This is a genomic window from Mycobacterium paraterrae (assembly GCF_022430545.2).
Classification (GTDB): Bacteria; Actinomycetota; Actinomycetes; order Mycobacteriales; family Mycobacteriaceae; genus Mycobacterium; species Mycobacterium paraterrae.
Genome location: NZ_CP092488.2, coordinates 479,626 through 506,560, shown reverse-complemented (window position 1 = coordinate 506,560; position 26,935 = coordinate 479,626). Strand labels below are relative to the sequence as shown.

At 66.3% G+C, this 26,935-nt stretch carries 19 protein-coding genes and 2 pseudogenes; 13 read left to right on the top strand and 8 right to left on the bottom strand.

Annotation, left to right across the window (positions count from 1 at the left end; all coding sequences use genetic code 11):
- Nucleotides 1-40: 40 nt before the first annotated feature.
- On the bottom strand, nt 41-799 hold the full coding sequence (locus MKK62_RS02195; protein WP_240262614.1) for a hypothetical protein: 759 nt from the start codon (nt 797-799) through the stop codon (nt 41-43).
- 120 nt (nt 800-919) lie between these two features.
- Here MKK62_RS02195 and MKK62_RS02190 point away from each other — a divergent pair, with 120 nt between their 5' ends.
- Nucleotides 920-2,185 carry a mannosyltransferase gene (locus MKK62_RS02190; RefSeq protein WP_240263864.1) on the top strand — a complete coding sequence of 422 codons (1,266 nt, stop codon included), beginning with the start codon at nt 920-922 and terminating at the stop codon, nt 2,183-2,185.
- Here MKK62_RS02190 and MKK62_RS02185 read toward each other — a convergent pair.
- Nucleotides 2,172-2,456 (bottom strand): 4a-hydroxytetrahydrobiopterin dehydratase, encoded by a 285-nt coding sequence (locus tag MKK62_RS02185; protein ID WP_240262615.1) that lies wholly within the window; start codon nt 2,454-2,456, stop codon nt 2,172-2,174. The two genes, MKK62_RS02190 and MKK62_RS02185, sit on opposite strands and share 14 nt — an antisense overlap.
- 26 nt (nt 2,457-2,482) lie before the next feature.
- Here MKK62_RS02185 and MKK62_RS02180 point away from each other — a divergent pair, with 26 nt between their 5' ends.
- Nucleotides 2,483-2,866 (top strand): (deoxy)nucleoside triphosphate pyrophosphohydrolase, encoded by a 384-nt coding sequence (locus MKK62_RS02180; protein ID WP_240262616.1) that lies wholly within the window; start codon nt 2,483-2,485, stop codon nt 2,864-2,866.
- A gap of 62 nt (nt 2,867-2,928) precedes the next feature.
- On the opposite strand, the gene MKK62_RS26560 is transcribed toward MKK62_RS02180, so the two are convergent.
- On the bottom strand, nt 2,929-3,108 hold the full coding sequence (locus MKK62_RS26560) for a hypothetical protein (RefSeq protein ID WP_434085066.1): 180 nt from the start codon (nt 3,106-3,108) through the stop codon (nt 2,929-2,931).
- Between the two features lie 29 nt (nt 3,109-3,137).
- Between MKK62_RS26560 and typA the strand changes: the two genes are divergently transcribed.
- Together typA and MKK62_RS02170 are read left to right on the top strand one after the other, a co-directional pair.
- Nucleotides 3,138-5,027: a translational GTPase TypA gene (gene typA / locus MKK62_RS02175; protein WP_240262617.1), complete on the top strand. Its 1,890-nt coding sequence runs from the start codon at nt 3,138-3,140 to the stop codon at nt 5,025-5,027.
- A gap of 6 nt (nt 5,028-5,033) precedes the next feature.
- On the top strand, nt 5,034-6,908 hold the full coding sequence (locus tag MKK62_RS02170; RefSeq protein WP_240262618.1) for an ABC transporter family substrate-binding protein: 1,875 nt from the start codon (nt 5,034-5,036) through the stop codon (nt 6,906-6,908).
- A gap of 175 nt (nt 6,909-7,083) precedes the next feature.
- Here MKK62_RS02170 and MKK62_RS02165 read toward each other — a convergent pair whose 3' ends face one another.
- Nucleotides 7,084-7,668: a TetR/AcrR family transcriptional regulator gene (locus MKK62_RS02165; RefSeq protein WP_240262619.1), complete on the bottom strand. Its 585-nt coding sequence runs from the start codon at nt 7,666-7,668 to the stop codon at nt 7,084-7,086.
- A 129-nt stretch (nt 7,669-7,797) separates the two neighbouring features.
- Here MKK62_RS02165 and mshB point away from each other — a divergent pair, with 129 nt between their 5' ends.
- The 3 genes from mshB (at nt 7,798) to MKK62_RS02150 (ending at nt 11,949) form a co-directional block, all read left to right on the top strand.
- On the top strand, nt 7,798-8,715 hold the full coding sequence (mshB, locus tag MKK62_RS02160; protein WP_240262620.1) for an N-acetyl-1-D-myo-inositol-2-amino-2-deoxy-alpha-D-glucopyranoside deacetylase: 918 nt from the start codon (nt 7,798-7,800) through the stop codon (nt 8,713-8,715).
- 182 nt (nt 8,716-8,897) lie between these two features.
- Nucleotides 8,898-9,239 carry a hypothetical protein gene (locus MKK62_RS02155; RefSeq protein WP_434085015.1) on the top strand — a complete coding sequence of 114 codons (342 nt, stop codon included), beginning with the start codon at nt 8,898-8,900 and terminating at the stop codon, nt 9,237-9,239.
- Between the two features lie 100 nt (nt 9,240-9,339).
- Nucleotides 9,340-11,949, top strand: coding sequence for a bifunctional FO biosynthesis protein CofGH (locus MKK62_RS02150; protein WP_434085014.1), 2,610 nt, complete (start codon nt 9,340-9,342; stop codon nt 11,947-11,949).
- Nucleotides 11,950-11,993: 44 nt separating this feature from the next.
- On the opposite strand, the gene MKK62_RS02145 is transcribed toward MKK62_RS02150, so the two are convergent.
- Both MKK62_RS02145 and MKK62_RS02140 read right to left on the bottom strand, forming a co-directional pair.
- A complete protein-coding gene (locus tag MKK62_RS02145; protein WP_240262621.1) occupies nt 11,994-14,012 on the bottom strand; it encodes an NADPH-dependent 2,4-dienoyl-CoA reductase in 2,019 nt (672 codons plus the stop codon).
- Nucleotides 14,009-14,572 (bottom strand): PadR family transcriptional regulator, encoded by a 564-nt coding sequence (locus MKK62_RS02140; RefSeq protein ID WP_240262622.1) that lies wholly within the window; start codon nt 14,570-14,572, stop codon nt 14,009-14,011. Before MKK62_RS02140 ends, MKK62_RS02145 begins: the two co-directional genes overlap by 4 nt.
- A gap of 190 nt (nt 14,573-14,762) precedes the next feature.
- Here MKK62_RS02140 and fdxA point away from each other — a divergent pair, with 190 nt between their 5' ends.
- From fdxA to MKK62_RS02110, 6 genes and pseudogenes are all read left to right on the top strand, one after another.
- Entirely contained in the window at nt 14,763-15,086 is a 324-nt protein-coding gene (gene fdxA, locus MKK62_RS02135; protein WP_240262623.1) for a ferredoxin, read from the top strand.
- Between the two features lie 23 nt (nt 15,087-15,109).
- On the top strand, nt 15,110-16,198 hold the full coding sequence (gene dapC, locus MKK62_RS02130; protein ID WP_240262624.1) for a succinyldiaminopimelate transaminase: 1,089 nt from the start codon (nt 15,110-15,112) through the stop codon (nt 16,196-16,198).
- Between the two features lie 252 nt (nt 16,199-16,450).
- Nucleotides 16,451-18,379 (top strand): annotated as a pseudogene (locus MKK62_RS02125) (APC family permease); the annotation flags it as partial.
- A gap of 133 nt (nt 18,380-18,512) precedes the next feature.
- A pseudogene (locus MKK62_RS02120) lies at nt 18,513-20,453 on the top strand (APC family permease); the annotation flags it as partial.
- Between the two features lie 40 nt (nt 20,454-20,493).
- Entirely contained in the window at nt 20,494-22,818 is a 2,325-nt protein-coding gene (locus tag MKK62_RS02115) for an APC family permease (RefSeq protein ID WP_240262627.1), read from the top strand.
- A gap of 187 nt (nt 22,819-23,005) precedes the next feature.
- On the top strand, nt 23,006-23,938 hold the full coding sequence (locus tag MKK62_RS02110) for a pseudouridine-5'-phosphate glycosidase (RefSeq protein ID WP_240262628.1): 933 nt from the start codon (nt 23,006-23,008) through the stop codon (nt 23,936-23,938).
- Nucleotides 23,939-24,049: 111 nt separating this feature from the next.
- Here MKK62_RS02110 and MKK62_RS02105 read toward each other — a convergent pair whose 3' ends face one another.
- Nucleotides 24,050-25,501, bottom strand: a complete 1,452-nt coding sequence (locus MKK62_RS02105) for a flavin-containing monooxygenase (RefSeq protein WP_240262629.1) — start codon at nt 25,499-25,501, stop codon at nt 24,050-24,052.
- A 39-nt stretch (nt 25,502-25,540) separates the two neighbouring features.
- Nucleotides 25,541-26,902, bottom strand: coding sequence for an HNH endonuclease signature motif containing protein (locus tag MKK62_RS02100; RefSeq protein WP_240262630.1), 1,362 nt, complete (start codon nt 26,900-26,902; stop codon nt 25,541-25,543).
- Between the last annotated feature and the right edge of the window lie 33 nt (nt 26,903-26,935).

Sequence of the window (26,935 nt, the reverse complement as noted above, 5' to 3'; positions counted from 1 at the left end):
GCCGGCTAGCGCACGGTGGCGCTAGCCGGCCGATGCTTGGTCAGGGCAGGGCGGAGACCGGGAACAGCGACGCGCCGGCCGACGCGGGCAGCACCGGAGCTGTCGCCAGCGGTGCTGCGGTCAGCGGCAGGGTCGCCGCGGGTGCCGCGGTCAACGGCATCGTTGCCGCGGGCGCAGCAGCCGCCGGGATGCCCGCCGCCGACGCCAGTCCGCTGCTGAGCGGCGATCCGCCGGTGAACAGCGACGTCAGGTCACCGGGCAACGACACCTGTTGTGGAAGCGGGAACGGCATTCCGGGGATTTGCGGCAGGTTCAACTGCGCCTGCGGCAGCATGCTCGCCGGGTTGCTGGTCGCCGGCGCGGCCGCAGCCGGAGCCGGCTGCGTCAGACCGGGAAGACTGAGACCCGGTGTGGTGCTGGTCGCGGCCGGTGCGGGCTGAGTCAGGCCCGGGATCCCGAGTCCTGGCGTGGTGCTGGTAGCGGCCGGAGACGGTGATGCCAAGCCCGGCAGCAGCGACGAGCCGGCGCCCGGCGTGGTGGCCGGAGGCGTCTGCGGCATCTTGATCGCCGCGCTGGCCAGCGGCGGCGGCGTGGCCGGCTGACCGCCGAGCGCACCGGCGACGCCCTGCAGCAGCTGTGGCGCCTGCGCCGCGGTGCCGACGAGCTGCTGGCCGATGTCGGGCACGGGCACCGGCGCCGGGTCGGCATGGGCTGTGCCCATCAAGCCGCCCATGAGCAACGCTGCCGACGAGCCCGCCACGACAGCGGTGGCGCGAACGAAGGTTCCGATAGTTGACATGACTCCCCTTGAATCTCGATGACAGGTCCTCGCCGGAGACGATCCATGAGGAGACCGCTGTGACTGGAGTGACACGTGTGGCATTTATTCGACCGTTACGGAACCGAGTGCTGGCGGTGACTGATCGGCGGAGCTGCGGCGCCGCTCCGGCCCGGCGATAGAGTCGTGCGAATAGACACCACCTCGGCCGCTCCGGCGGCAATCCTCGACCGCCGGCGCGCGATCTCGATAGAGACGATCGGGCCGGTGCTGCTGGTCGTGAGCGTGCTGGCGCGTCTGGCCTGGACGTATCTCGCACCCAACGGGGCCAACTTCGTCGACTTGCACGTGTACGTCGGCGGGTCTGCCATGATCGACCACCCGGGCAGCCTGTACCGGTACGTCTACGCCGATCAGACGCCGGATTTCCCGCTGCCGTTCACCTATCCGCCGTTCGCCGCGGTGGTCTTCTATCCCTTGCACTTTCTGCCGTTCGGCGTCGTCGCCTTCTGCTGGACCGTCGGGACGATGGGCGCGCTGTACGGCGTGGTCCGGCTCAGTCAGCGGCTGTTGGGCGTCGCGGCCGGTGAGGGACACCGTCTGGCGATGCTATGGACCGGAATCGCGATCTGGCTCGAGCCGCTGCGCAGCACCTTCGACTACGGACAGATCAACGTGGTGCTCGCGCTGGCCACCTTGGGCGCCGTCTTCAGCTCCCGGTGGTGGCTGTCCGGACTGCTGTTGGGGACGGCGGCGGGGGTGAAGCTGACGCCCGCAATCGGCGGCCTGTATTTCGTCGGCGTACGTCGTTGGGCCACTGCGGTGTTCTCCGGGGTGGTCTTCCTCGCCACCATCGGGCTGTCGGTGTTGGTGGTCGGTGATCAAACTCGTTACTACTTCACTGAATTGATCTTCAAGACCGATCGCGTTGGGCCGATCTGCACGATTTTCAATCAGTCGTGGCGCGGCGCGATCTGCCGGATCCAGGGTCACGACGCCGGTTACAGCCCCGCGGTGCTGATCGGAATCGCCGTCACGGCAATACTTTCCGTCCTCGCCTGGCGAGTCATCGGCGATCGGCTGGGCCGCCTGCTGGTCGTGGAGCTGTTCGGGCTGCTGCTATCCCCGATCTCGTGGACTCACCACTGGGTGTGGTTGGTGCCGTTGATGATTTGGCTGTTCCACGGTCCGCTGTCTGACCGTCGAGGCGCGCGAATTCTCGGCTGGATCTGGCTGCTGCTGCTTGTCGTCGGCGTGCCCTGGTTGCTCAGTTTTGCGCAGCCGAGCATCTGGCAGAACGGTCGACCCTGGTATCAGGCGTGGGGCGGGCTGATCTACATCGTGGCGACGCTGGCCACGTTGGCGTGGGTCGCGGTCAGTCGTCGGGGGCCGGCTACTCAGCGATAATCGCGTCGATGTCGTGAGCCATCGCGAGATCCTTGTCGGTGATGCCGCCCTCGGAATGGGTGACCAGCGCGAAAGTAACTGTCCGCCAACGGATGTCGATGTCGGGATGATGGTCTTTCTCTTCGGCGCGTTCGGCGACCCGGCGCACCGCCTCTATCCCAGCCAGGAATTCGGGGAACTTCACTGATCGACGCAACGCGCCGTCTTTGCGTTCCCACCCGTTGAGGTCAGGCAGTGCGGCGTCTACTTGGTCATCCGATAACACAGCCATGATTCGACCGTATACCGTCAGCCGCGATGGTCAACCTGATCGTGGTCGCCGGCGCGATCGTCGCCGAGTCCAGGCTGCTGATCGCGCAGCGCACGCGACCACCGGAGCTGGCCGGTCGCTGGGAGTTACCGGGCGGCAAGGTCACCGATGGGGAGACCGACGCCGAAGCGCTGGCCCGCGAACTCGCCGAAGAACTCGGCGTCGAGGTAGAGGTCGGCGCGCATATCGGGGACGTCGAACTCAACGCTACGACGACGCTGCGGGCCTACGCGGCCATGCTGCTGCGCGGCGAGCCGGAGCCCCACGACCATGCCGCGCTGCGCTGGGTGTCCGCGGGTGAACTCGACGACGTCGACTGGGTGCCTGCGGACTGCGGCTTCCTGCCGGCCTTGCGAAGACTGCTCAGCTAGAACAACGCGACCAGCGAGGCCTTAGACCGCGGTGTCCTTGCTGGGTGATATCTCGCACACCCTCACCCCTTGCGGGCGCGCCGGTACACCTTGTCCAGGGCCTTGCCACGAATGCCGTCAAGTTCGGCTTTGCGGACCTTGTGCAGCACCAACGGGCAGCTCTTACACCGCGGCGACGAGCGGCAGCACTTCTTTTTCGGTTTCGCGGTCAGGTATTTAGGCTTCCGCTGCGTTTTCGCGATTGGTGTCCTCCGCTGCGACAATCACCGACGTGGATTTTCGGAACGTAGCCATCGTCGCTCACGTCGATCACGGCAAGACGACCCTGGTCGACGCGATGCTGCGGCAGTCGGGGGCACTGACCCACCGCGGCGACGACGCTATCGAGCGCCTCATGGACTCGGGTGACCTGGAGAAGGAAAAGGGCATCACGATCCTGGCCAAGAACACCGCCGTGCACCGCCGGCACCCGGACGGCTCGATGACCGTCATCAACGTCATCGACACCCCGGGCCACGCCGACTTCGGTGGCGAAGTCGAGCGCGGGCTGTCGATGGTCGACGGCGTGCTGCTGTTGGTCGACGCGTCCGAGGGCCCCTTGCCGCAGACCCGCTTCGTGCTGCGCAAGGCGCTGGCCGCCCATCTGCCGGTGATCCTCGTCGTCAACAAGACCGACCGGCCCGACGCCCGCATCGCCGAGGTCGTCGAGGAAAGCCACGACCTGCTGCTCGACGTCGCCTCCGACCTCGACGAGGAAGCCCAGGCCGCCGCGGAGAAGGCGCTCGATTTGCCGACGTTGTATGCCTCCGGACGGGCCGGCATCGCTAGCACCACCCAACCCGCCAACGGCGAAAACCCCGACGGCGAGAACCTCGACCCGCTGTTCGACGTTCTGCTGCAACACATTCCGCCGCCGCAGGGCGACCCGGAGGCGCCGCTGCAGGCCCTCGTCACCAACCTCGACGCGTCGTCCTTCCTGGGCCGGTTGGCCCTCATCCGGATCTACAAGGGTCGCATCAAAAAAGGGCAGCAGGTGGCCTGGATGCGTGAAGTCGACGGCCACCCAGTGATCACGAACGCCAAGATCACCGAACTGTTGGTGACCGAGGGTGTCGAGCGCACGCCCACCGCGGAGGCGATCGCCGGCGACATCGTCGCCGTCGCCGGTATCCCGGAGATCATGATCGGAGATACGCTCGCCGACCCCGACCACGCGCACGCGCTGCCGCGGATCACCGTCGACGAGCCCGCCATCTCGGTGACCATCGGCACCAACACTTCGCCACTCGCGGGCAAGGTGTCCGGTCACAAACTCACCGCGCGCATGGTCAAGAACCGGTTGGACTCTGAGCTGGTCGGCAACGTGTCGATCAAAGTCGTCGACATCGACCGCCCCGACGCCTGGGAGGTCCAGGGCCGCGGCGAGCTGGCGCTGGCCGTGCTCGTCGAGCAGATGCGTCGTGAGGGTTTCGAGCTGACCGTCGGCAAGCCGCAGGTGGTTACCCAAACCATCGACGGCAAGCTGCACGAGCCGTTCGAGGCGATGACCATTGACTGCCCCGAGGAGTTCGTCGGCGCGATCACCCAGCTGATGGCCGCCCGCAAGGGCCGCATGGAGGAGATGACCAATCACGCCGCCGGCTGGGTGCGGATGGACTTCATCGTGCCGAGCCGCGGCCTGATCGGTTTCCGCACCGACTTCCTGACGCTGACCCGTGGCACGGGGATCGCCAACGCGGTGTTCGACGGCTACCGGCCGTGGGCGGGAGAGATCAAGGCGCGGCACACCGGCTCTCTGGTGTCGGACCGCAGCGGCACGATCACCCCGTTCGCGATGATCCAGCTTGCCGACCGCGGGCAGTTCTTCGTCGAGCCCGGTGAGGACACCTACGAGGGTCAGGTCGTCGGAATCAACCCCCGCGCCGAGGATCTCGACGTCAACGTGACGCGGGAGAAGAAGCTCACCAACATGCGGTCGTCGACGGCCGATGTGATGGAGACGCTGGCCCGGCCGCTGGAACTCGGCCTCGAGCAGGCGATGGAGTTCTGCGCCGAGGACGAGTGCGTGGAAGTGACACCCGAGGTGGTGCGGGTGCGCAAGGTCGAGCTCGCCGCGACACTGCGGGCGCGGGCGAAAGCACGGGCCAAGGCTCGCGGCTGACGACGGATGTCCGTCGCGGAAAAGACAAGCCCCGATACCCTGTGGGGCGTGCCGAGACGAGTCCGCCGTGTGTACGCGACCGCCGGCTTGCTGGGCACGCTGCTGATGTTCGCCGGTTGCACCGTCAGCCCGCCGCCCGCTCCGCAGAGCACCGAGACCAAACGCAGCACGGCCCCGCCGCCGCAGCGCAAGACGCAGATCATCATGGGAATCGACTCGATCGGCGCCGGTTTCAACCCGCATCTGCTCTCGGACCTGTCCGCCGTCAACGCCGCGGTCAGCGCATTGGTGCTGCCCAGCGCCTTTCGACCGGTAGTCGACCCAAGCACTCCAACCGGGTCGCGGTGGGAGATGGACCCGACGCTCCTGACGTCGGCGGAAGTGACCAGCGAGAACCCGTTCACGGTCACCTACAAGATCCGTCCCGAAGCCCAGTGGACCGACAACGCCCCGATCGCGGCCGACGACTTCTGGTACCTGTGGCGTCAGATGGTCGGCCAGCCCGGTGTGGTCGATCCGGCCGGTTACGACCTGATCACCGGGGTGCAATCGATCGACGGCGGCAAGCAGGCTGTCGTCACCTTCGCCCGGCCCTATCCAGGATGGCGCGAGCTGTTCAGCGACATCCTTCCCGCGCACATCGTCAAGGACGTTCCCGGTGGCTTTCCGGCCGGCCTGGCCCGCGCCCTGCCGGTCACTGGCGGCCAGTTCCGCGTCGAGTCGATCGACCCGCAGCGCGACGAGATCCTGCTTGCCCGCAACGATCGCTATTGGGGCCCGCCGGCCAAGCCCGACTTGGTGCTGTTCCGTCGGGCCGGGGCGCCCGCGGCGTTGGCCGACTCGGTCCGCAACGGCGACACGCAGGTCGCTCAAGTACACGGCGGCTCGGCGGCATTCGCGCAGTTGTCGGCGATTCCAGACGTCCGGACGGCCCGGATCATGACGCCGCGGGTCATGCAGTTGACGCTGCGGGCCAGCGAACCGAAGCTCGCCGACGGGCAGGTCCGCAAAGCCATCCTCGGTCTACTCGACGTAGATCTGCTCGCCGCGGTCGGCGCGGGCAGCGACAACACCGTCAGCCTTGACCAGGCGCAGATCCGGTCGCCGAGCGACCCGGGCTACGTGCCGACCGCGCCGCCGGCGATGACTCGGACGGCGGCGTTGGGGTTGCTGGAGTCAGCGGGTTACCAGATCGACAACGACACCTCGACCCCGGAAAGCCCCCGCGGGCACGTCAGCAAGGACGGTAAAGAACTGTCCCTGGTGATCGGCGTCGCTGCGAACGATCCGACCTCGGTTGCCGTGGCGAACACCGCCGCGGATCAGTTGCGCAGTGTCGGCATCGCCGCGAGCGTGCTCGCGATCGACCCGGTCGCCCTCTATCGCGACGCTCTGGTCAACAACCGGGTGGACGCGCTGGTCGGATGGAGCGAGGCAGGCGGAAACCTGGCGACGCTGCTGGCTTCTCGCTACAGCTGCCCGGCGCTGGAGGCGACAGCGGTATCCACGACCACGGCGCCGTCGTCGCCCGGACCGACCGCCAAGCCCACCCCCGTAACGACGCCGACCGCGGCCACGTCGACGCCGCCCTCGAAGGCGCAAGAGCCTGGCGCGTTGGTGCAGGCGCCGTCGAATCTGACCGGCATCTGCGACCACAGCATCCAGGCCGATATCGATGCGGCCCTCGGCGGTGCCAAGAACATCAACGACGTGATCAACGCCGTTGAGCCGCGGCTGTGGGACATGGCCACGGTGCTGCCCATCCTGCAGGACGCCACCATCGTCGCCGCAGGCCCGAGTGTGCAGAACGTCAGCCTGACCGGCGCGGTGCCGGTCGGCATCGTCGGCGACGCCGGGCAGTGGGTGAAGACCGGTCAGTGACAGGTAACGATTAGGTCACTGTTAGACGAAAGTTAGCGAAGCGTGCCCGCTAATAATGCTCTCAGGTACTGTTCGACCTGACCGGTTCAGCAAGGAAGCCGCCAGAGGCGGACCGACCAGGGGGCGGCCCGCCTTTGGTCATGAAGAACCTCATTCTGTTGTGCCGCAACGTTTCTCACGTCAAATGCGGAAGCACCGTTTCGACGATCTGGGCGAGCTGACGCTTATTCGGCGGTGCGCCGGTCAGCAGCATTTGTTGGTTGATCAACGCGGTGCCGACTCGGGCTGTGTAGGGCGTGATCGATGCGGGGTCGATTTCGCCGGTGTCCGCGGCGGTCTGCAGGATCGATTCGGTGATCCGTAGGCGGGGTCCTACGACGGCATCCGCGAAGATCGCCCGCAGCTCCGGCTCGTGCAGCAGCTGGTGCATGCTGTCCAGACCCGGGAACGCGGTCTTGCCCGCGACGACATCGCAGTGTGCGTTGAGTACGGCCAGCAGATTCTCGCGCGCGGATCGATCCGGACGCGGTTCGGGTAGCGGCGGCAACGCGTAGAGCAGCGCCGCCTGGACCAAGTCGTGCTTGCAGGACCACCGCCGGTACAGCGCGGCCTTACCGGTGCGCGCCCGCGCGGCGATTCCCTCCATCGTCAATCCGCCGTAACCGACCACAGCCAGCTCGGCCAGCGTCGCGTCAAAAAGGGCGTCTTCGAGCTGCTTGCCCCGGCGGCGGGTGCGGACCGTTGCCGTCTGCTGTCCCATCCGTCGATAGTAGCCAGCGAGGTGCATTTCCGGTGCACAGGGCTTTGCCAGACCGCCGACTGTCTTTGCAGCTCAGGCGTTTCAGTCACGAAATCCTTTGCCGCGCACGGCCCTAGTAGGGTGCGGTTCATGCAGGAGACTCCGCGGTTGCTTTTCGTGCACGCCCACCCCGACGACGAGACGATGACCAACGGCGCAACCATCGCTCACTACGTTGCGCGCGGGGCGCAAGTCCAGGTGGTCACCTGCACACTCGGCGAAGAGGGAGAGGTGATCGGCGATCGGTGGGCGCGATTGGCCGCCGATCACGCCGACCAGCTCGGCGGTTACCGGATCGGGGAGCTGACCGCGGCGCTGCGGGCACTGGGTCTCGACGGCCCGGTCTACCTCGGCGGAGCCGGCCGCTGGCGGGACTCCGGGATGGCCGGCGCACCGACATATGGGCCGCCGGGTTCTCAGCGGTTCAGCGACGCAGACCAGCACGAAGCCGTCGGCGCTCTCGTCGAGATCATTCGCACGCTGCGGCCCCACGTGGTGGTCACCTACGACCCCAACGGCGGCTACGGTCATCCCGACCACATCCAGACGCATGTGGTCACGACCGCGGCGGTCGCCGCCGCCGCTCGCAGTGACGACTTTCCGGGGCGGCCATGGTCGGTGCCGAAGTTCTATTGGACGGTGATCGCGCGTAGCGCATTCACGGCGGGCTGGGCGGCGCTCGGTCCCGACGACCTGCGCGAGGAGTGGATCGTCCCCCCGCCGGACGGAGATTTCAACGAACTCGGCTTCCCCGACGACGAGATCGACGCTGTCATCGACGATCCCGCCGCATTACCGGCGAAGATAGCGGCGCTGCGGGCACACGCGACCCAGCTCACCGTGGGTCCCACCGACCGCACGATGGCGCTGTCGAACAACATCGCGCTGCCCATCGTCACGCAGGAGCACTACATACTCACCGCGGGCGTGGCCGGTGAGCGAGACGAGCGCGGGTGGGAGACCGATCTGCTTGCCGGAGTCGACCTGACCGGTGCGGCCGCGCGGTAAGCTGCCGGAATGGATCCGGATCTGGACTACAACCAGCAGCACTGGCAGGACCGACTGGACAACTTCCAGTGGACGGTCATGTCCATCGTCTCGCAGCTGGACAGCGTCCCGACCTGACAGAGATCGAGTCGCGCGGCGGCCGAATCGCGGCCGCGACGAATCGAGTTGCCCCCGTCGTCGTCTTGGGGTTGTTGGCGTTCGACGGCGTCTTGTCCGCCATCGGCGGCGCGCTTTTCCTGCCGTCCTACATCGGAGCGATTCCGTTTCCGCTCAGCGCGCTGGCCAGCGGGGCGGTCAATGCGGCGCTGGTATTCGTCGCCATGCGGTGGACCAGCCGCAATGTGCTGGCCGCGCTGCCGGTGTGGACCTGGTTGTTGACCGTTTTGGTGATGGCCCGGCCGGGTCCCGGTGGTGACGTCATCTTCGCCGGCCGCGGAATCACCGAGTTCAGCCCATTCCTGCTGCTAGCGGCGGGTACTTTGCTGCCGTTCTGGGTGCTGTTGCGGCGCCGGACCGCGCCCTGAGGGCAGGGACCACAAGTCCTGGGCCGGAGGCTACTGTTGTCGCTCATGGCACGCGTCGGGTCGCGAAGAGTTGGGACGTGCGGATGGAATTGCGGATGAAATGGCGCCGGCCGGAAGTTACACCACTGTGCCGTTGACTCCGGGCGAAGAGCCGACCCTGCTACCCAGCCCCTCGGTTCCCCAGCGATATCGCAGGCCTGGCGATCCCGCGATGCGCCGGGTGTTGCGTCGGGCCCGCGACGGGGTGGCGCTGAATGTCGACGAGGCGGCGCTCGCGCTGACCGCTCGCGGCGAGGATCTGGCGGATCTGTGTCGCAGCGCTGCGCGGGTGCGCGACGCGGGTTTGGAGTCGGCCGGGCGGCGCGGTGGGTCGGGTCGGTTGCCGGTCAGCTACTCACGCAAGGTGTTCATTCCGGTCACTCATCTGTGCCGCGACTCATGCCATTACTGCACGTTCGTCACGGTGCCCGGCAAGCTGCGCGCTCAGGGTGCCGGCATGTACCTCGAGCCCGACGAGATTCTCGACATTGCCCGTCGCGGTGCTGAACTCGGTTGCAAGGAAGCACTATTCACCCTCGGTGACCGGCCTGAGGACCGGTGGCCCGAGGCCCGAGAATGGCTGGAGGCGCGCGGCTACGACTCCACGCTGTCGTACCTGCGCGCGATGGCGATCCGAGTACTCGAGGAGACCGGGCTGCTGCCGCACCTGAATCCTGGCGTGATGAGCTGGTCGGAGCTGTCTCGGCTGAAGCCGGTGGCGCCCTCGATGGGCATGATGCTCGAAACGACGTCACGGCGGCTGTTCGAGACCAAGGGTCTGGCGCACTACGGCAGTCCGGACAAAGACCCCGAGGTGCGGCTGCGGACGCTCACCGATGCGGGCCGGCTGTCGATTCCCTTCACCACCGGTCTGCTGGTGGGTATCGGCGAGACGCTGGTCGAGCGGGCCGAGACCATCCATGCAATTCGCAAGTCGCACAAGGAATTCGGGCACGTCCAGGAAGTGATCGTGCAGAACTTCCGGGCCAAGGAGCACACGGCGATGGCGTCGACGCCCGACGCCGGGATTGACGACTTCCTGGCGACCATCGCCGTCGCGCGCCTGGTGCTGGGGCCGGCGATGCGCATCCAGGCGCCGCCGAACCTGGTGTCGGAGCAGGAGTGCCTGGCACTGATTGGCGCCGGCGTCGACGACTGGGGTGGTGTCTCGCCGCTGACCCCCGACCACGTCAACCCCGAGCGGCCGTGGCCGGCGCTGGACACCCTGGCCGAGGTCACCGCCGCCGCGGGATACGACTTGGTCGAGCGGCTGACCGCCCAGCCCAAGTATGTGCAGGCCGGGGCGGCATGGATCGATCCGCGGGTGCGCGGTCATGTTGCGGCGCTGGCCGATCCGGCCACCGGATGGGCCCGCGATGTCACCCCGGTGGGGATGCCGTGGCAGGAGCCGGACGACATTTCGGTGTCCTCAGGCCGGGTCGACCTGAACGCCGCGATCGACACCGAAGGCCGGCGGACCGAGACCCGCAGCGATCTGGACAGCGCGTTCGGCGACTGGGAGTCGATCCGGGCCAAGGTGCACGATCTGGCTGCCCGGGCGCCCGAACGCATCAACACCGACGTACTTGCCGCGCTGCGCTCCGCCGAGCGCGATCCGGCCGCGTGCACGGACGCCGAGTACCTGGCTCTGGCGACCGCCGACGGCCCCGCCCTGGATGCTGTTGCCGCGCTGGCAGATTCGCTGCGACGCGATGCCGTCGGCGACGACGTGACGTTCGTGGTGAACCGCAACATCAACTTCACCAACATCTGTTACACCGGCTGCCGGTTCTGCGCGTTCGCCCAACGCAAGGACGACGCCGACGCGTTCTCGCTGTCGGCGGACGAGGTCGCCCAGCGCGCCTGGGAAGCGCACGTCGCCGGTGCCACCGAGGTCTGCATGCAAGGCGGCATCGACCCCGAGCTGCCGGTCACCGGCTACGCCGACCTGGTCCGCGCGGTCAAGGCGCGGGTGCCGTCGATGCATGTGCATGCGTTCTCTCCCATGGAGGTCGCCAACGGAGTGACCAAGAGCGGGTTGAGTATTCGCGAGTGGTTGACCAGTCTGCGTGAGGCCGGCCTGGACTCCATTCCGGGAACGGCGGCCGAGATCCTCGACGACGAGATCCGCTGGGTGCTGACCAAGGGAAAGCTGCCGACCTCGATGTGGATCGAGGTGGTGACGACCGCGCACGAGGTGGGACTGCGGTCGTCCTCGACGATGATGTACGGCCACGTCGACGACCCGAGGCACTGGGTCGGCCACCTCAACGTGCTGCGCGACATCCAGGACCGCACCGGCGGATTCACCGAGTTCGTGCCGCTGCCCTTCGTGCATCAGAACTCGCCGCTGTATCTGGCCGGCGCGGCACGTCCCGGCCCGACCCATCGCGACAATCGCGCCGTCCACGCCTTGGCGCGGATCATGTTGCACGGCCGTATCTCTCAGATCCAGACCAGCTGGGTCAAACTCGGCGTCGAGCGCACCCAGGTGATGCTCAACGGCGGCGCGAACGACCTCGGCGGCACGCTGATGGAAGAAACCATCTCCCGGATGGCCGGCTCGGAATTCGGATCGGCCAAGACCGTCGCCGAGCTGACCGCAATCGCCGAGGGCATCGGCCGCCCGGCCCGTCAGCGCACCACCGACTACAGCCCGCTGGCCGCATAGCCCCGGAGGCCGAACATGACGGCGGTGTCACGCTCGGCGAGCGACTAGAGCTGGGCCGCCAGCTCGGTGCCCTGCTTGATCGCTCGCTTGGCGTCCAGTTCCGCCGCGACCGCGGCGCCACCGATGACGTGTGGGTGGATTCCGTTGCGGCGCAGCTCGTCTTCCAAGTCGCGCACGGGCTCCTGGCCGGCGCAGACCACGATGTTGTCGACCTCGAGCAACCGGGGTCGTTCGTGCTTCGAGCCGAAGCTGATGTGCAGGCCCTCGTCGCTGATCCGCTCGTAGTTGACGCCGGAAAGCTGCTGTACACCTTTGTGTTTCAACGAGGCCCGGTGTACCCAGCCGCTGGTCTTTCCGAGCTTGCGACCCTGTGCACCGCTGGAGCGCTGTAGCAGATACACCTCCCGGGCCGGCGGGGCGGGGATCGGTGCGATCAGTGCGCCCGGTGCTTCCCACGGATCGGCGGCACCCCACTCGGTCTTCCAGTCCTTGAGGTTCAGCGTCGGCGACGTGTCGGTCACCAGGAATTCGCCGACGTCGAAACCGATTCCGCCGGCGCCGATCACCGCGACGCGCGTGCCCAGCGGCTTGGTACCGGTGATGGCCTGGCCGTAGGTCAGCACCATCGGGTGGTCGATGCCGGGGATGTCCGGGATCCGCGGCGCCACCCCGGTGGCCAGCACGACGTGGTCGTAGCCGGCGAGGTCGGCGGCCGACGCCCGAGTGCAGAGCCGCACGTCGACATTGTTGACACCCAGCATCGTCGTGAAATATCGGATGGTCTCGTTGAATTCCTCTTTGCCCGGGATGCGGCGGGCCAAGTCGAATTGGCCGCCGATGAAGTCGTTGGCCTCGAAAAGCGTCACCCGGTGGCCGCGACTTGCGGCGTTCACCGCGGCGGCCAACCCGGCGGGTCCGGCCCCGACCACCGCGATCGAGCGGGTGCGCCGGGTGGGGGAGAGCACGAGTTCCGTCTCGTGGCCGGCCCGCGGGTTGAGCAGACACGACACCGTCTTGTGCACGAAGGCGTGGTCCAGGCAGGCCTGGTTGCAGGCGATGCAGGTATTGATCTCGTCGGCGCGGGCCGCGTGAGCCTTGAGGACCCACTCCGGGTCGGCCAGCAGCGGGCGGGCCATCGAAATCAGCTGCACGTGGGTGTCGGCCAGAATCTGCTCGGCTGCCTGCGGCATGTTGATCCGGTTCGAGGCCACCACCGGGATGTCGACGTGACCGGCGACGGCGTGGCTGATGTCGACGAACGCATTGTTCGGCACGGACGTGACGATGGTCGGCACCCTGGCCTCGTGCCAGCCGAAGCCGGAGTTGAGCAGGGTTGCGCCAGCGGCCTCGACTTCGATTGCCAGCGCAATGATGTCGTCCCAGCTCTGGCCGCCCTCGACGAAGTCGGCCATCGACATGCGGTAGCTGACGATGAAGTCGTTGCCGACGGCGGCGCGGGTCCGGCGCACGATTTCGACGGGGAAGCGGCGTCGCTTGTCGGCGCTGCCGCCCCAGGCGTCGTTGCGCTTGTTGGTGCGCTCCGCCAGGAATTGGTTGATCAAATACCCTTCGCTGCCCATGATTTCGACGCCGTCGTAACCCGCCTCGCGGGCCAGCTGGGCGCAGCGGGCAAAGTCGTCGATCGTGCTCTGCACGCCACCCGACGAAAGCTTGCGCGGCCGAAAGGGATTGATCGGTGCCTTGATCGACGACGCGCTGACCGACAGCGGATGGTAGGCATAACGTCCGGCGTGCAGGATTTGTAGCAGGATCTTGCCACCGCCATCGTGCACCGCGTCGGTGATCGTTCGGTGCCGACGAACCTGCGCCGACGAGGTCAGGTCGGCGGCGAACGGCAGCAGCCAGCCCGTCCGGTTGGGGGCGTAGCCACCCGTGATGATCAGGCCGACGCCGCCGTGTGCGCGTTCGGCGAAGTACTCCGCGAGTCGGTCGGTGTTGCGGGCGCGATCCTCCAGGCCGGTGTGCATCGAGCCCATGACCACCCGGTTGCGCAGCGTGGTGAATCCAAGGTCCAGCGGAGACAACAGGTTTGGATAGTTCACCGGGCCTCCAGCTTCGAGTCGGCCTCCAGCGCGGCTGCCACTTCGTCCAGCCAGGCGATGGTGCCTTCTTCGGTGCGAATTCCGCCGCGGAGCACGAGGTAGTGATGTAACGCGTTGCCGCGCAACGGCTCTGAATCGGCGAATTGCTTCTCGAATCCGCGGTAGGTGTCCAGCGTTCGAGCGCGCTCGGCCCGCAGCGCGATGACTTGCTCGTGTAGCGCCCTGGAGTCGCCGTAGGCCGCGCCGCGAAGCTTGACGGCCAGCTCGCGGACTCCTGCCTCGCCCACGCGGCCTCCACCCAACGGCGCGGCAATCCAGCGGGCCAACTCGGTGCGGCCGGTGTCGGAAACGGTGTAGACCCTTTTGTCCGGCCGCCCGTGCTGGGGGATGACCGTCGCCGACACCCAGCCGTCGGCCTCCATCGACCGCAGCGTCCGGTAGATCTGCTGATGAGTGGCGCTCCAGAAGTAGCCGATCGAGCGATCGAACCGCCGCGTGAGCTCGTAGCCGGAGCCGGACTGCTCGCAGAGCGACACCAAGAGCGCGTGGGGTAGTGCCACGGCCGCAGCATAGGGAATCCGGTCAGCCCTATGCAACTAGTTGCATTGCATCGACGCGCATAGTGACCTGGTACTTGCGTTGTATATGCAACGTCTAGTATCAGTAACCGAGACATTTCACCGCCGGAAAGTGAGTAGCCACCTACCGGCGCACCCAGAACAGCCCCTGGAGTCCGTGGAGGAGACGTCTGTGACGTACACGATCGCCGAACCCTGCGTCGATCTCAAAGACAAGGCATGCATCGAAGAGTGCCCGGTCGACTGTATCTATGAGGGCGCTCGGATGTTGTTCATCCACCCCGACGAGTGCGTCGACTGCGGGGCCTGCGAGCCGGTCTGCCCGGTCGAAGCCATCTACTACGAGGACGACGTTCCCGAGCAGTGGAGCCAGTACACCCAGATCAACGCGGACTTTTTTGCCGAGCTCGGATCGCCCGGCGGCGCCGCGAAAGTCGGCCAGACCGACAACGACCCGCAGCCGGTCAAGGACCTTCCGCCGCAGGAGCATGACTGAGCCGCCTGACTGACCGTCGACGATTGTCAGCGTCACTGCCGGAGTTCCCCTGGGACACCCTGGCCGATGTGACGGCGCTGGCTAAGTCGCATATTGGAGGCATCGTCGACCTGTCGGTCGGCACTCCCGTCGACCCGGTCGCGCCCGTAATCCGGGACGCGCTGGCATCGGCCAGCGCCGAGCCGGGATACCCCACCACCGCGGGCACCCTGGCGCTGCGCGAATCGGCAGTCGCCGCGCTCCACCGCCGCTACGGCATCACTGGTCTGGCCGAGTCGGCCGTGCTGCCGGTGATCGGCACCAAAGAGGTCATCGCGTGGCTACCGACCCTGCTCGGCGTGGGGGCGGGGGACCTCGTCGTCGTGCCCGAGCTGGCGTACCCGACCTACGACGTCGGTGCGCGGCTGGCCGGGGCGCGGGTGCTGTTCGCCGACTCGCTCACCCAGATCGGGCCGGAGGCGCCCGCGCTGCTGTTCGTGAACTCGCCGAGCAACCCGACCGGGCAGGTGCTCGGCGTCGACCACCTTCGCAAGCTCGTCAGCTGGGCCCGCACCCGCGGTGTGGTGGTCGCCTCCGACGAGTGCTACCTGGGGCTGGGCTGGGACGCGCAACCGCTGTCGGTGCTGCACCCGTCGGTATGCGACGGCGACCACACTGGCCTGCTGGCCATCCAGTCCTTGTCGAAGAGCTCGTCACTCGCGGGCTACCGGGCCGGCTTCGTCGCCGGCGATGCCACCGTGGTCGGGGAGCTGTTGGCGGTTCGCAAGCACGCCGGGATGATGGTGCCGAGGCCGGTGCAGGCGGCGATGGTCGCCGCGCTCGACGACGACGTCCACGAGCACGAGCAGCGTGAGCGCTATCGGCAGCGCCGTGAGGTGCTACTGCCGGCATTCCGTGCGGCCGGGTTCACCATCGACCATTCCGAGGCCGGGCTTTACCTCTGGGTGACTCGCGACGAGCCGTGCCGCGACACCGTCCACTGGCTCGCCCAGCGCGGCATCCTGGCCGCTCCCGGCGAGTTTTACGGTGCACGCGGTGCCCGGCACGTCCGGGTCGCGTTGACCGCCACCGACGAGCGAATCGCCGCCGCGGCCGACCGGGTCACGAACTGATCCAGCGCGCCGCCCGACGAGGCGAGCGCGCCGACCGATGGTGAACGGGAGTCGACACCGAAACTATCCACATGGCATGCCGACCGCGACTGGCGGGTCTGCCGGATAGGGCGTCAAGATTCCGTTAAGAAGCGTCGCAAATCGCTGGATACGCGTTTCTGGGCGCGCGAATTCCAGCCGAGAACCGTAGGCTTTGGCGAGGTCCAACCCGTTTCTGCGTAAAGCCCTTAGAAATTGTGTGAGGTATTTGCTATGTCACAGCTGGCCGGCGAACTTCGGATCTCGCCGTCGTTTTCCGACCGGTGTAAGAGGGTCTTCCTCGGAAGGCCGATGATCAACGATCAGCTGCAGCACGAGCGGTTGTCCAACCCGATCGCGCTGGGCGTACTGTCACCCGACGCGATATCGTCCACCGCCTACGGCTCAGAACAGGTGATGATCGAGCTGCTGCCGGCGGCCGGCATGGCTGCCTTCGCATTGCTGCTGCCGATCACCGGCGTCATCTTGTTGATCCTTGTGCTGGTGGCGGCGTCATATCGCCAAGTCGTGGCGGTGTACACCCGCGCCGGCGGATCGTATGTGGTCGCACGGGAGAACTTCGGGCCGAAGGTGGCCCAGATCGCCGCCGCGTCGTTGCTGATCGACTACGTCGTCACGGTCGCCGTGCAGTGCGCGGCCGGCACGGTCGCGGTGGCGTCGGCCTTCCCGGCCCTCGGGCCCTACAGCCTCGAAATAACTGTCGGCGTTGTTCTATTGATGTGTTTTGCCAATTTGCGCGGATTACGTGAAGCCGGTTTGCCTTTTGCATTACCTACTTATTTGTTTGTCGGCATGGTCTCACTGACAATTATCGTCGGAATTGCTCGGGAATTCCTGGGAGGTTTGCCGGTTTACGATCCGGTGCACGCTGACGGCGCGGTATCGGTACACCACGGCAGCGGCCTGATCATGGGTGCCACCCTGCTGATCGTGCTGAGGGCGTTCGCCAACGGCGGTTCGTCGCTGACCGGGGTCGAGGCAATCTCGAACACCGTCAACGCGTTTCGGCCACCGGAGAGCCGCAACGCCCGCAAGGTGCTGACCATCATGGCGTGCATTCTGGCGTTCCTGCTGGCGGGCGTCGCGTGGCTGGCACACCTCACCCACGCGTTCCCGTACGAGAGCGGCTACCCGTCGATGCTGTCCGAGATTGCCAAGGCGGTCTTCGGTGACGGCGTTTTCGGGCACGTCTGCTATTTCCTCGTCCAAGCTGCGACCGCGCTGGTCCTCTACACCGGTGGGAACACCAGCTTCAACGGTTTCCCGGCGTTGACGAGTTTCGTCGCCGAGGACAGCTTCCTGCCGCGGCCGTTGATGAAGCGCGGCCATCGGCTGGTGTTCTCCAACGGCATCATCGTGCTCACCGTGTTGGCGGTCGCGCTGCTGGTCGGCACGGGCGGGTCGCTCAACGCGCTGGTGCCGTTCTACGCGATCGGCGTGTTCACCGGGTTCTCGATGGCGGGCTACGGGATGACCAAGCACTGGCTCACCCACCGCGGACCCGGCTGGCGGCACAAGCTGGTGATCAACTTCTCCGCCGGGCTGCTCTCGACGGTCGTGGTGGGTATCTTCGCGATCGCCAAATTCACCGAGGGTGCGTGGCTGGTCGTGGTGGTCTTCCCGATCCTGGTGTTCGCCTTGATGCGGGTGAACCGGCAGTACCGCGCCGAGTCGTCGGTGCTGCAGACGTCCACCACCGAACCTCCTGAGCTGCTGAAACACGCCCACCACCACGTGCTTGTGCTGGTGGACTCGGTCGACCTGGCCGAAGTCGAGGCGCTGCGCTATGCCAAGGGGCTGGAAGCCGACGAAATGACCGCGGTGCACTTCGTGCTGGACTCCAAGCATGCGGAGCAGCTGCGCCAGCAGTGGGAGCACTACGGCCACGTCACCCGTTTGCGGACGGTCGACTGTTTTGACCGCAATCTCAGCCGGGCCGCGCACGACCTGGTGTGCGAGACCATGACCGAACACGTGGACGCCAAGGTCACGGTGTTGCTCCCGCGCCGGGAGTACTCGCAACTGCTGGGCCGGCTGCTGCACGATCGCACCGCCGACATGATTGCCAAGGTCATCAGCAGGATTCCTGGAGCAAGCGCACAGATTGTCGCGTACGACGTCGCTACCAGGATCGCGATGGCCAGTGCGGCCGATGCGGAAGCCGCGAGGTGCGCGGACCTGCAGGTCGATCCGATAGAGTTGCCCCGGGCCGCAGCCGATCTGCGTGGATGATTTGTGCTCCACAAGGGTCGCTGACTCCGGAGGAAAGTGATACGTGGTTACAGCATCGCAGCGCGATTCAAGCATTCCGCCGTCATTCAGCGACGGTTGGAAGCGTTTCTTTCTCGGCAAGCCACTGACGAGTGAACAGCTCGACTCCGAGCGACTCTCGAATCCCGTTGCCTTAGGCGCAATCTCACCCGACGCCATCTCGTCGACTGCCTTCGGTCCCGAGCAGGTGATGATCGAACTCCTGCCGCGGGCGGGAATGGCAGCATTCACTCTGCTGCTGCCGATCATGGGCGTGATTCTGCTGATCCTGCTGCTGGTTTCGGCGTCCTACCGCGGCGTCGTCATGGCGTACACCCGCACGGGTGGGGCGTACATGGTCGCGCGAGACAACTTTGGGCCCCGGATCGCGCAGATCGCCGCGGCGGCATTGCTGATCGACTACGTGGTGACGGCGGCCGTGCAACCCGCGGCCGGGACGGTCGCTGTCGTGTCCGCGATTCCGATCTTGCGGCCGTATCACCTGGAACTCACGATCGCCGTACTGATCCTGATCTGTATTGCCAACCTCCGCGGATTGCGGCAATCCGGAAGGATTTTCGCGGTCACCACCTACTGGTTCGTCGGCATGATCCTGCTGACCATCGTGACCGGCCTGATCCGCGAGGCGATGTGGGGTCTGCCGAAGTACGACCCGGCAACCATCGACGGCGCGGTGCCGGTGCATCAGGGCAACGGTCTGGTGATGGGCGCGACGGTCCTGGTGGTGCTTCGCGCCTTCGCCAACGGTGGCACATCGCTGACCGGTGTCGAGGCGATCTCCAACACCGTCAATGTGTTTCGCGAGCCCCAGGGTGTAAACGCCCGTAAGGTGCTGACGCTGATGGCGTGCATTCTGGCGGTGCTGCTGGCCGGCGTCGCATGGCTCGCGCACGTCACCCACGCCACCCCGTACCTCGACGAGTACCCTTCGATGCTTTCGGAGATCACCCGTACGGTCTTCGGACACGGCGTTCTCGGCAACATCCTCTACTTCTCCGTGCAGGCATCGAGCGCCGCGATCCTGTTCGCGGGTGCCAACACCGGCTTCAACGGCTTCCCGGCGCTGGCGAGCTTCGTCGCCGAGGACCGCTTCCTGCCGCGCCCGCTGACCAAGCGCGGTCACCGGCTGGTGTTCTCCAACGGCATCATCACGCTCACCGCACTCGCGGTGGCCCTGCTGCTGGTGACCCGTGCGAAGTTGAGCGCGCTGGTGCCTTTCTTCGCGATCGGTGTGTTCACCGCGTTCGCGATGGCCGGCTTCGGCATGGCCAAGCACCACTACACCCGTCGCGGACCGGGCTGGCGCCGCAAGGTGGTGGTCAATTTCTCCGCCGGGCTCATGTCGACAATCGTCGTCGGCATCTTCGTGGTGGCCAAGTTCACCGAGGGCGCCTGGCTGGTCGTGATCGTGTTCCCGATTCTGGTCTACACCCTGATTCGGCTGAACAAGCAGTACCGGGCCGAAGCGTCGGTCTTGGAGATGTCGCGGACCGAGCGGCCCGAACTGGCCAGATACGCACGACTGCGGGTCTTTGTGTTCGTCGACTCCGTCGACCTTGCCGAGGTCGAGGCGCTGCGTTACGGCAAGGGACTGCACGCAGACGAACTGCTTGCCGTGCACTTCGTCGTCGACGCCGAGCACTCCGCCAAGCTGCAGGAGCGCTGGCAGCACTTCGAGCACGACACCCAACTCAAGGTCATCGACTGCCCGGATCGGAACCTGAGCCGGGTCGCACAGGAATTCGTCCTGCAGGTCAAGCGCAACCACCCGGACACGAAGGTGACGGTGCTGCTTCCGCGCCGGACCTACTCCGCAATGCTGGGCCGCCTGCTGCACGACCGCACCGCCGACAAGATGGCCAGGGCGGTCAGCCGCATCCCGGGTGCGACCGCGATCATCGTGCCCTACGACGTCGAGTCACGCATCGCACGAGTCGATCCGGACGCCTTGACCCCAGCGGGTCACGCGTAGTACCGCTTAGGGTGTGACGTCGTCAGCTGAAGATCAGGAAGTTCCTCCGTCTTTCGCCGACGTAATTAAGCGCGTCTTCCTGGGTAAGCCACTGATCACCCAGGAGCTCTCCAACGAGCGGTTGTCGAATCCCGTTGCGCTGGGGGCGCTTTCGCCTGACGCGATCTCTTCGACCGCCTACGGTCCCGAGCAGATCCTGACCGAACTGCTGCCGCACGCCGGGCTGGCGGCATTCGTTCTGCTGCTGCCGATCATGGGCGTCATCCTGCTGATTCTCGCGCTGGTGGCAGCGTCGTACCGGCAGGTCGTCATGGCCTACACCAAGGCCGGCGGGTCGTACATCGTGGCGCGGGAGAACTTCGGACCAAAGGTGGCACAGGTGGCCGCCGCGGCGCTGTTGATCGACTACATCGTGACGGTGGCGGTGCAGTCGGCGGCAGGCACGGTCGCGGTGGCGTCGGCGGTGCCCGCGCTCGGCCCCTACAGCCTGGAGATCACCGTCGGGGTCGTGCTGTTGATCTGCTATCTGAACTTGCGCGGGTTACGTGAGGCGGGGCTGCCGTTCGCGATCGCCACCTATTCGTTCGTGGTCATGATTCTGGTGATGATCGTGACCGGCGTTGTCCGGCATCTGGTTTGGGGCCTGCCGCAATATGATCCAGGCCATGCCGTCGGGGCGGTTCCGGTGCATCACAGCAGCGGTTTGGTGATGGGCGCGACGGTGCTGGTGCTGTTACGAGCTTTCGCCAATGGTGGCTCGTCGTTGACGGGTGTCGAGGCAATCTCCAATACCGTCAATGTCTTTCGTAAGCCGCAGAGCCTCAACGCGCGCCGTGTACTGACCGCGATGGCCTGCATCCTAGGTATCCTGCTGGCCGGGGTCGGCTATCTCGCCTACGCCACGCACGCTGCGCCGTTCCTCAGTGAATACCCGTCGGTGCTGTCCCAGATCGCCCGCGCGGTATTCGGCAACGGGGTCGTCGGTGACACCATGTACGTGCTAGTCCAGGTGTCGACCGCAGCGATCCTCTACACCGGGGCCAACACCAGCTTCAACGGCTTTCCCGCGCTGGCGAGTTTCGTTGCCGAGGACCGCTTTTTGCCCCGTCAGCTGATGCAGCGCGGGTATCGACTGGTCTTCTCCAACGGCATCCTGACGCTGGCCGTGTTGTCGGTGGCGCTGCTGGTCTTCACCGGCGGATCGGTCAATGCGCTGGTGCCGTTCTACGCGATCGGGGTGTTCACCGGCTTCTCGATGGCCGGTTACGGCATGTCCAAACACCACCTGACCGAGCGCGAGCGTGGCTGGCAGTACCGGTTGGCGATCAACTTCTCCGCGGCGGTGCTGTCGACGATCGTGGTGGGAATCTTCGCCGTCGCCAAGTTCACCGAGGGCGCGTGGCTGGTCGTGGTGGTCTTCCCGGTGTTGGTATTCGCGCTGATCCGGCTCAACCGCGAATACCGGGCCGAGTCGGCGATTCTCGAGGCATTCCGCACCGATCGCCCGCAGATGACCAAGTATGCGCGTCACCGCGTCTTCGTCTGTGTGAACTCGCTGGACCTCGCCGTGCTCGAAGCGCTGCGTTACGGCAAGGGCCTGCGGGCCGACGAGTTGGTCGCGGTGCACTTCATGATCGACTCGGACCGGGCCGCGGAATTGCGGAAGCGTTGGGACAACTTCGAACTCGACACCCGGCTGCGGGTGATCGACTGCCCCGACCGGCAAATCGTTCGCGCGGTGCAGAAGCTGGTGATCAAGGCGCGCAACGAACATCGCGACACCCACGTGACGGTATTGCTGCCGCGGCGGACCTACGCACCGGTGCTCGGACGGCTGCTGCACGACCAGACCGCGGACAAGATCTCGCGTGCCGTCAGCCGCGTGCCGGACGCCGCGGCCACCATCGTTCCCTACGACGTCCAGTCGCGGATCCGGCAGGCCTTCCCGGATATCTTGGAGCAACGCATCGCCTCCAAGATCGAGGAAATCGAGATGCGGATCTGGCGTGGCGACGACGAGCCCACCGAGGCCTACGAGCATCCAGAGAAGCCCGCGGAGGTGATCGAGGTGGGCAACCTGGTTCCGGGACGCCGCGCCACCGTCGAGGGCCGGGTCAGCCAGGTCGAAGACATCACCAAGCGGGGAAAGACATTCCGGTGGATCGTCCTCGGCGACGACAGCGGCGATGTCCGGGTGACATTCCAGCCCGGTCACGGTGACGATATCGAGCCGGGTCAGGTTCTGCGCGTCACCGGGAAGGCAACCCAGAGCGGCAACAACGAAGTGGCGATGAACGACCCGAGCTACACCGTGACCGAGACGCCCGAGCAGCCGTAGCCCGGCGACGATGCAGAGCGCGTAGCGCGATGGGGAGGAGTTGGGCAATTAAGCCGTAGCCCGGCGACGATGCAGAGCGCGTAGCGCGATGGGGAGGAGTCGGGAAATTGAGCCGTAGCTCGACGACGATGCAGAGCGCGTAGCGCGATGGGGAGGAATTGGGCAATTAAGCCGTAGGGTTCAACCCGTGCAGGTCCTTCCCGAGGTGGCTGATGCGCTGGCTGCCGGCAGGCCGGTCGTTGCGCTGGAGAGCACGATCATCAGCTACGGTCTGCCGCGGCCGGATAATCTGCGGGTTGCCCGAGATATCGAGGCGGCGGTGCGCGCGGGCGGGGCTGTACCGGCGACCATCGCGATCATCGGCGGCGAGCCGCACATCGGACTCGACGATGCGGCGCTGCGGCACGTCGCCGAGAGCGACACGGTGGTCAAGGTGAGCGTTCGTGACGTCGCGGTGCTGGCTGCGCGCTGTGGCGACGGTGCGACGACGGTCGCGTCGACCGCGCATTTGGCTGCGACAGTGGGTATTTCAGTATTCGCCACCGGCGGGTTGGGCGGAGTTCATCGGGGTGCGCGCGACACCTGGGACGAGTCCGCGGATCTGATGACGCTGTCGCGGACCGGCGTGCTGGTGGTGTGCGCCGGCGTCAAGTCGATCTTGGATGTCGGGGCCACCCTGGAACGGCTGGAGTCGCTCAATGTCGGGGTGATCGGCTACCGCACCGATCGGTTCCCCGGGTTCTACCTGGCCGATTCCGGCTATCCGGTGGGCTGGCGGGTCGAGACCCCGAGGCAGGTCGCCGAGGTGCTGCACTCCCGGCGTCAGCTGGGCACCGATCGCTATGGGCTGCTGCTTGCCAACCCCATCGCGCCCGACGACGAGATGGACCGCGCGCTGCACGACCGAGTGCTGGGCGATGCGCTGGCTGCCGCCGAGGCGGCGGGCGTGCACGGTAAGGACGTCACGCCGTTCCTGCTCGAGTTTTTTCACCGCGAGACGCACGGCGCATCGCTGGCCGCCAACGTCGCGCTGGTGCTGTCGAATGCAAGGCTGGCGGCGGAGATTGCTTCCGCCGACGTTGATGCAGAGCGAAGCGATGCGGAGGAGCGGCGAGAATAATCCCGCCGACGACGATGCAGAGCGAAGCGATGCGGAGGAGCGGCGAGAATAATCCCGCCGACGACGATGCAGAGTGAAGCGATGCGGAGGAGCGGCGAGAATAATCCCGGCTTACGTCAAGATGTAGTCGGCGTCCTGGGGCTGAGTCAACATGCGAGTCAACCGCTTCCGGTCGAACGGCCACAGGTCGATGTGATTATCGTCCGCGAAGTACCATGAGTTGCAGCCGGTGTTCCACACGGTCGGCACCATCGCCTCGGCGACCTCGTCGGCGAAGCGATCGGTGGCCTCCTCAGTGACCTCGACGGCGTTGATTTCACCGTCGCGAAAGCGGTTCAGCCACTTGGCGATATAGCGGGCGGTCAACTCGGCGGTGTGCTGCAGCGACATGGACCCGGTGGGCGAGTTGGGGCCCAGCACCATGAAGAGGTTCGGGAATCCGGGAATCGCAGTCATGCCCCAAGCCCGTGGGCCCTTGGCCCACGCGTCGTCGATCGACAACCCATCGCGGCCGCGCACCGCCATCGGTCGCATGTAGTTGTGCGCGGCGAAGCCGGTGGCCAGCACGAGCACGTCGAGTTCATGGTGAACGCCGTCGGCGGTCCGCACACCGGTCTTGGTGATCTCGACAATGGCCTCGCTGACGAAGCTCGCATTCGGCTTGCCGATGCGGCGGTAGTAGTCGCCGGAGAGCACCTGACGCTTGCAGAACGGCTGGTAATCCGGTCTCAGCCGGGCCCGAAGTTTCTTGTCGCGCACCAAGACTCGTAGGCACATCGCCCCGTAGCGCTGAGCCGCCCGGCGCCGCCACGTGGGCCGGATGACCAGGTCGGTCAGATAGTCGGAGCCGATGAACTGCGACAGCCTGACCGTCTTGTCCTGCCTTGGTAGTCGTCGGAGTAGGTGGCCGACGATGCGTGGTTGCGGCATTCTCATCGGCATCCACATCACCCATTGAGGCGTGCGGGCGAAGTGGGTGATGTGGGCCGCGTCAGGTTGTAACGCCGAAAAGACCTGCACACCAGTCGAACCGGTGCCGATGACGCCGACTCGCTTGCCTCGGGTCTTGATGTTGGTCCAGCGCGCGGTGTGCACCACCGGACCGGCGAACGAGTCGAGGCCGGGAAAGTCGGGGATGAACGGCTGGTGCAGGACTCCGGTGGCGGCGATGACGAAGTCCGCGTCGAGTCGGCCGCCGTCGGCGGTGCTTAGCCGCCATCGGCCGCCGGTGAACACCGCCTCGGTGACTTCGCAGTTGAGCCGCAGGTGGGACCGCAGCTGCAGATCGTCGATCAGGTCGCGGTGATAGCGCTGGATCTCGTCACCCGTCGCCCAGACGTGGCCCCAGTCGGGCTTCGGTGCGAACGCGAATTGGTAGCCGTAAGACGGCACGTCGCAGCGCAGGCCGGGGTAGCGGTTCCAATGCCAGACACCGCCGACGTCCGAGCCTTTCTCCACAATGGTGAAGTCGTGGAAGCCGGACTGCCGCAGCACATGACCTGCGGCGATCCCAGACATGCCGGCGCCGATGATGACGATTCGTGGATCCCGCCGTTGGGCCATGGGGGAACGCTATGCCCGCCGATTGGGTGGCGGCAATAGTTAGGCGGCTTCGTCGTCGTCTCCGTTTTGGAGGAGTTTTTCGGGGTGGTGGTAGGTGTTGGTGCGGGGTTGGCCGCGGTCGAGGTGGGGTGGTGGGATCCATTCGGTTTCGCCGCGACTGTTTTTGCGGGTGGTCCAGCCTTGTTCGGTGAGGGCGTGGTTGGGGGGACATGTGAGGGTCATGTGGTTGACGTCGCTGATGGGGTTGGTGCGGTAGGGGTTGTCGTGGTGGACCTGGCAGTGGTAGCCCGAGATGTCGCAGCTGGGGAAGGTGCAGCCGCGATCTCTGGCGATGAGGACGAGTCGTTGGGCGGGTGTGGCCAGGCGTTTGCTGTGATAGAGCGCCAGGGCTTTCCCTTTGTCGAAGATGGCCAGGTAGTGATGCGCGTGTTGGGCCAGCCGGATGACATCGGACATCGGTAGCAGGGTGCCGCCGGCGGTCAAACCCCGCCCGGCGCCGGCTTCGAGTTCTTGCAGTGTGGTGGTGACGATGATGCTGGTGGGTAGCCCGTTGTGTTGGCCGAGGTCGCCGGAGGCTAGTAGGGCGCGCCCGGCGGTGAGCAGGGCGTCGTGGGTGCGTTGGTGGGCGCCGCGGGTGTCGCCTTGGATCGCGTCCTGCGACGGGGTACCGGAGATGCAGGGTTCAGCGTCGTTGGGGTTGCACATGCCGGGTGCGGCGAGTTTGGCGAACACCGCATCCCAGGTGGCCCGCGCCTCCGGGGTCAAATAGCCGCTGATCTTGCTCATGCCGTCGATGTCCTGGCGACCGATCGTCACGCCGCGGCGCTTAGCCCGATCCACATCAGAGAAGTCGCCGTCGGGGTTGAGGCAGTCCATCAGCCGGTCGGCCAGTTTCGACAACGCGTCGGGGCGGTGCTCGGTGGCGCGGTAAGCCAGCTCCTCTTCGGCGCGTGCGCGGGTGCCGACATCAACAACGTCGGGGATGCGTTGCCAAAACGAGCGGATCACCGCCACATGGGCCACGCTCAGATCCCCACGGCGTTGGGCGGCGGCGGTCGCCGGCAACACCGGCGCCAACACCTCACCGTTCAAGGCCCGCCGCTCGCCCAAATCGGCGGCTTCGTGGATACGGCGGGACGCCTCTGAACGGCTGATCCGGAGCCGGTCGGCCAGCACCGCGGGTAGTTTCCCACCCAGCACCGCCTGGTCTTCGTGGCCCAGCTCGTTGATCAGCTCGTGCTCGACGGCGGGCAGCTGCCGGCGGAACACCTCGAAGCTTTCCAGGACGTTGAGCCGCTCGGGGGTGGTCAACGCGTCGAACCCGAGGTCCAGGGTGCGTTTCATGACAGCGCGCAGCGCGTCGAGACCCTCGACGACATCCTCACGACTACTCGAACGCATGTTCGAATTCTAACGACACCCACCGACACGATT

Bases quoted from the DNA above. Each gene is read 5' to 3' on its own strand.
- MKK62_RS02195 (WP_240262614.1), bottom strand. From the start codon at position 799: ATGTCAACTATCGGAACCTTCGTTCGCGCCACCGCTGTCGTGGCGGGC.
- MKK62_RS02185 (WP_240262615.1), bottom strand. From the start codon at position 2,456: ATGGCTGTGTTATCGGATGACCAAGTAGACGCCGCACTGCCTGACCTC.
- MKK62_RS02180 (WP_240262616.1), top strand. From the start codon at position 2,483: ATGGTCAACCTGATCGTGGTCGCCGGCGCGATCGTCGCCGAGTCCAGG.
- MKK62_RS02170 (WP_240262618.1), top strand. From the start codon at position 5,034: ATGTCCGTCGCGGAAAAGACAAGCCCCGATACCCTGTGGGGCGTGCCG.
- MKK62_RS02165 (WP_240262619.1), bottom strand. From the start codon at position 7,668: ATGGGACAGCAGACGGCAACGGTCCGCACCCGCCGCCGGGGCAAGCAG.
- mshB (WP_240262620.1), top strand. From the start codon at position 7,798: ATGCAGGAGACTCCGCGGTTGCTTTTCGTGCACGCCCACCCCGACGAC.
- MKK62_RS02150 (WP_434085014.1), top strand. From the start codon at position 9,340: ATGGCGCCGGCCGGAAGTTACACCACTGTGCCGTTGACTCCGGGCGAA.
- MKK62_RS02105 (WP_240262629.1), bottom strand. From the start codon at position 25,501: ATGGCCCAACGGCGGGATCCACGAATCGTCATCATCGGCGCCGGCATG.
- MKK62_RS02100 (WP_240262630.1), bottom strand. From the start codon at position 26,902: ATGCGTTCGAGTAGTCGTGAGGATGTCGTCGAGGGTCTCGACGCGCTG.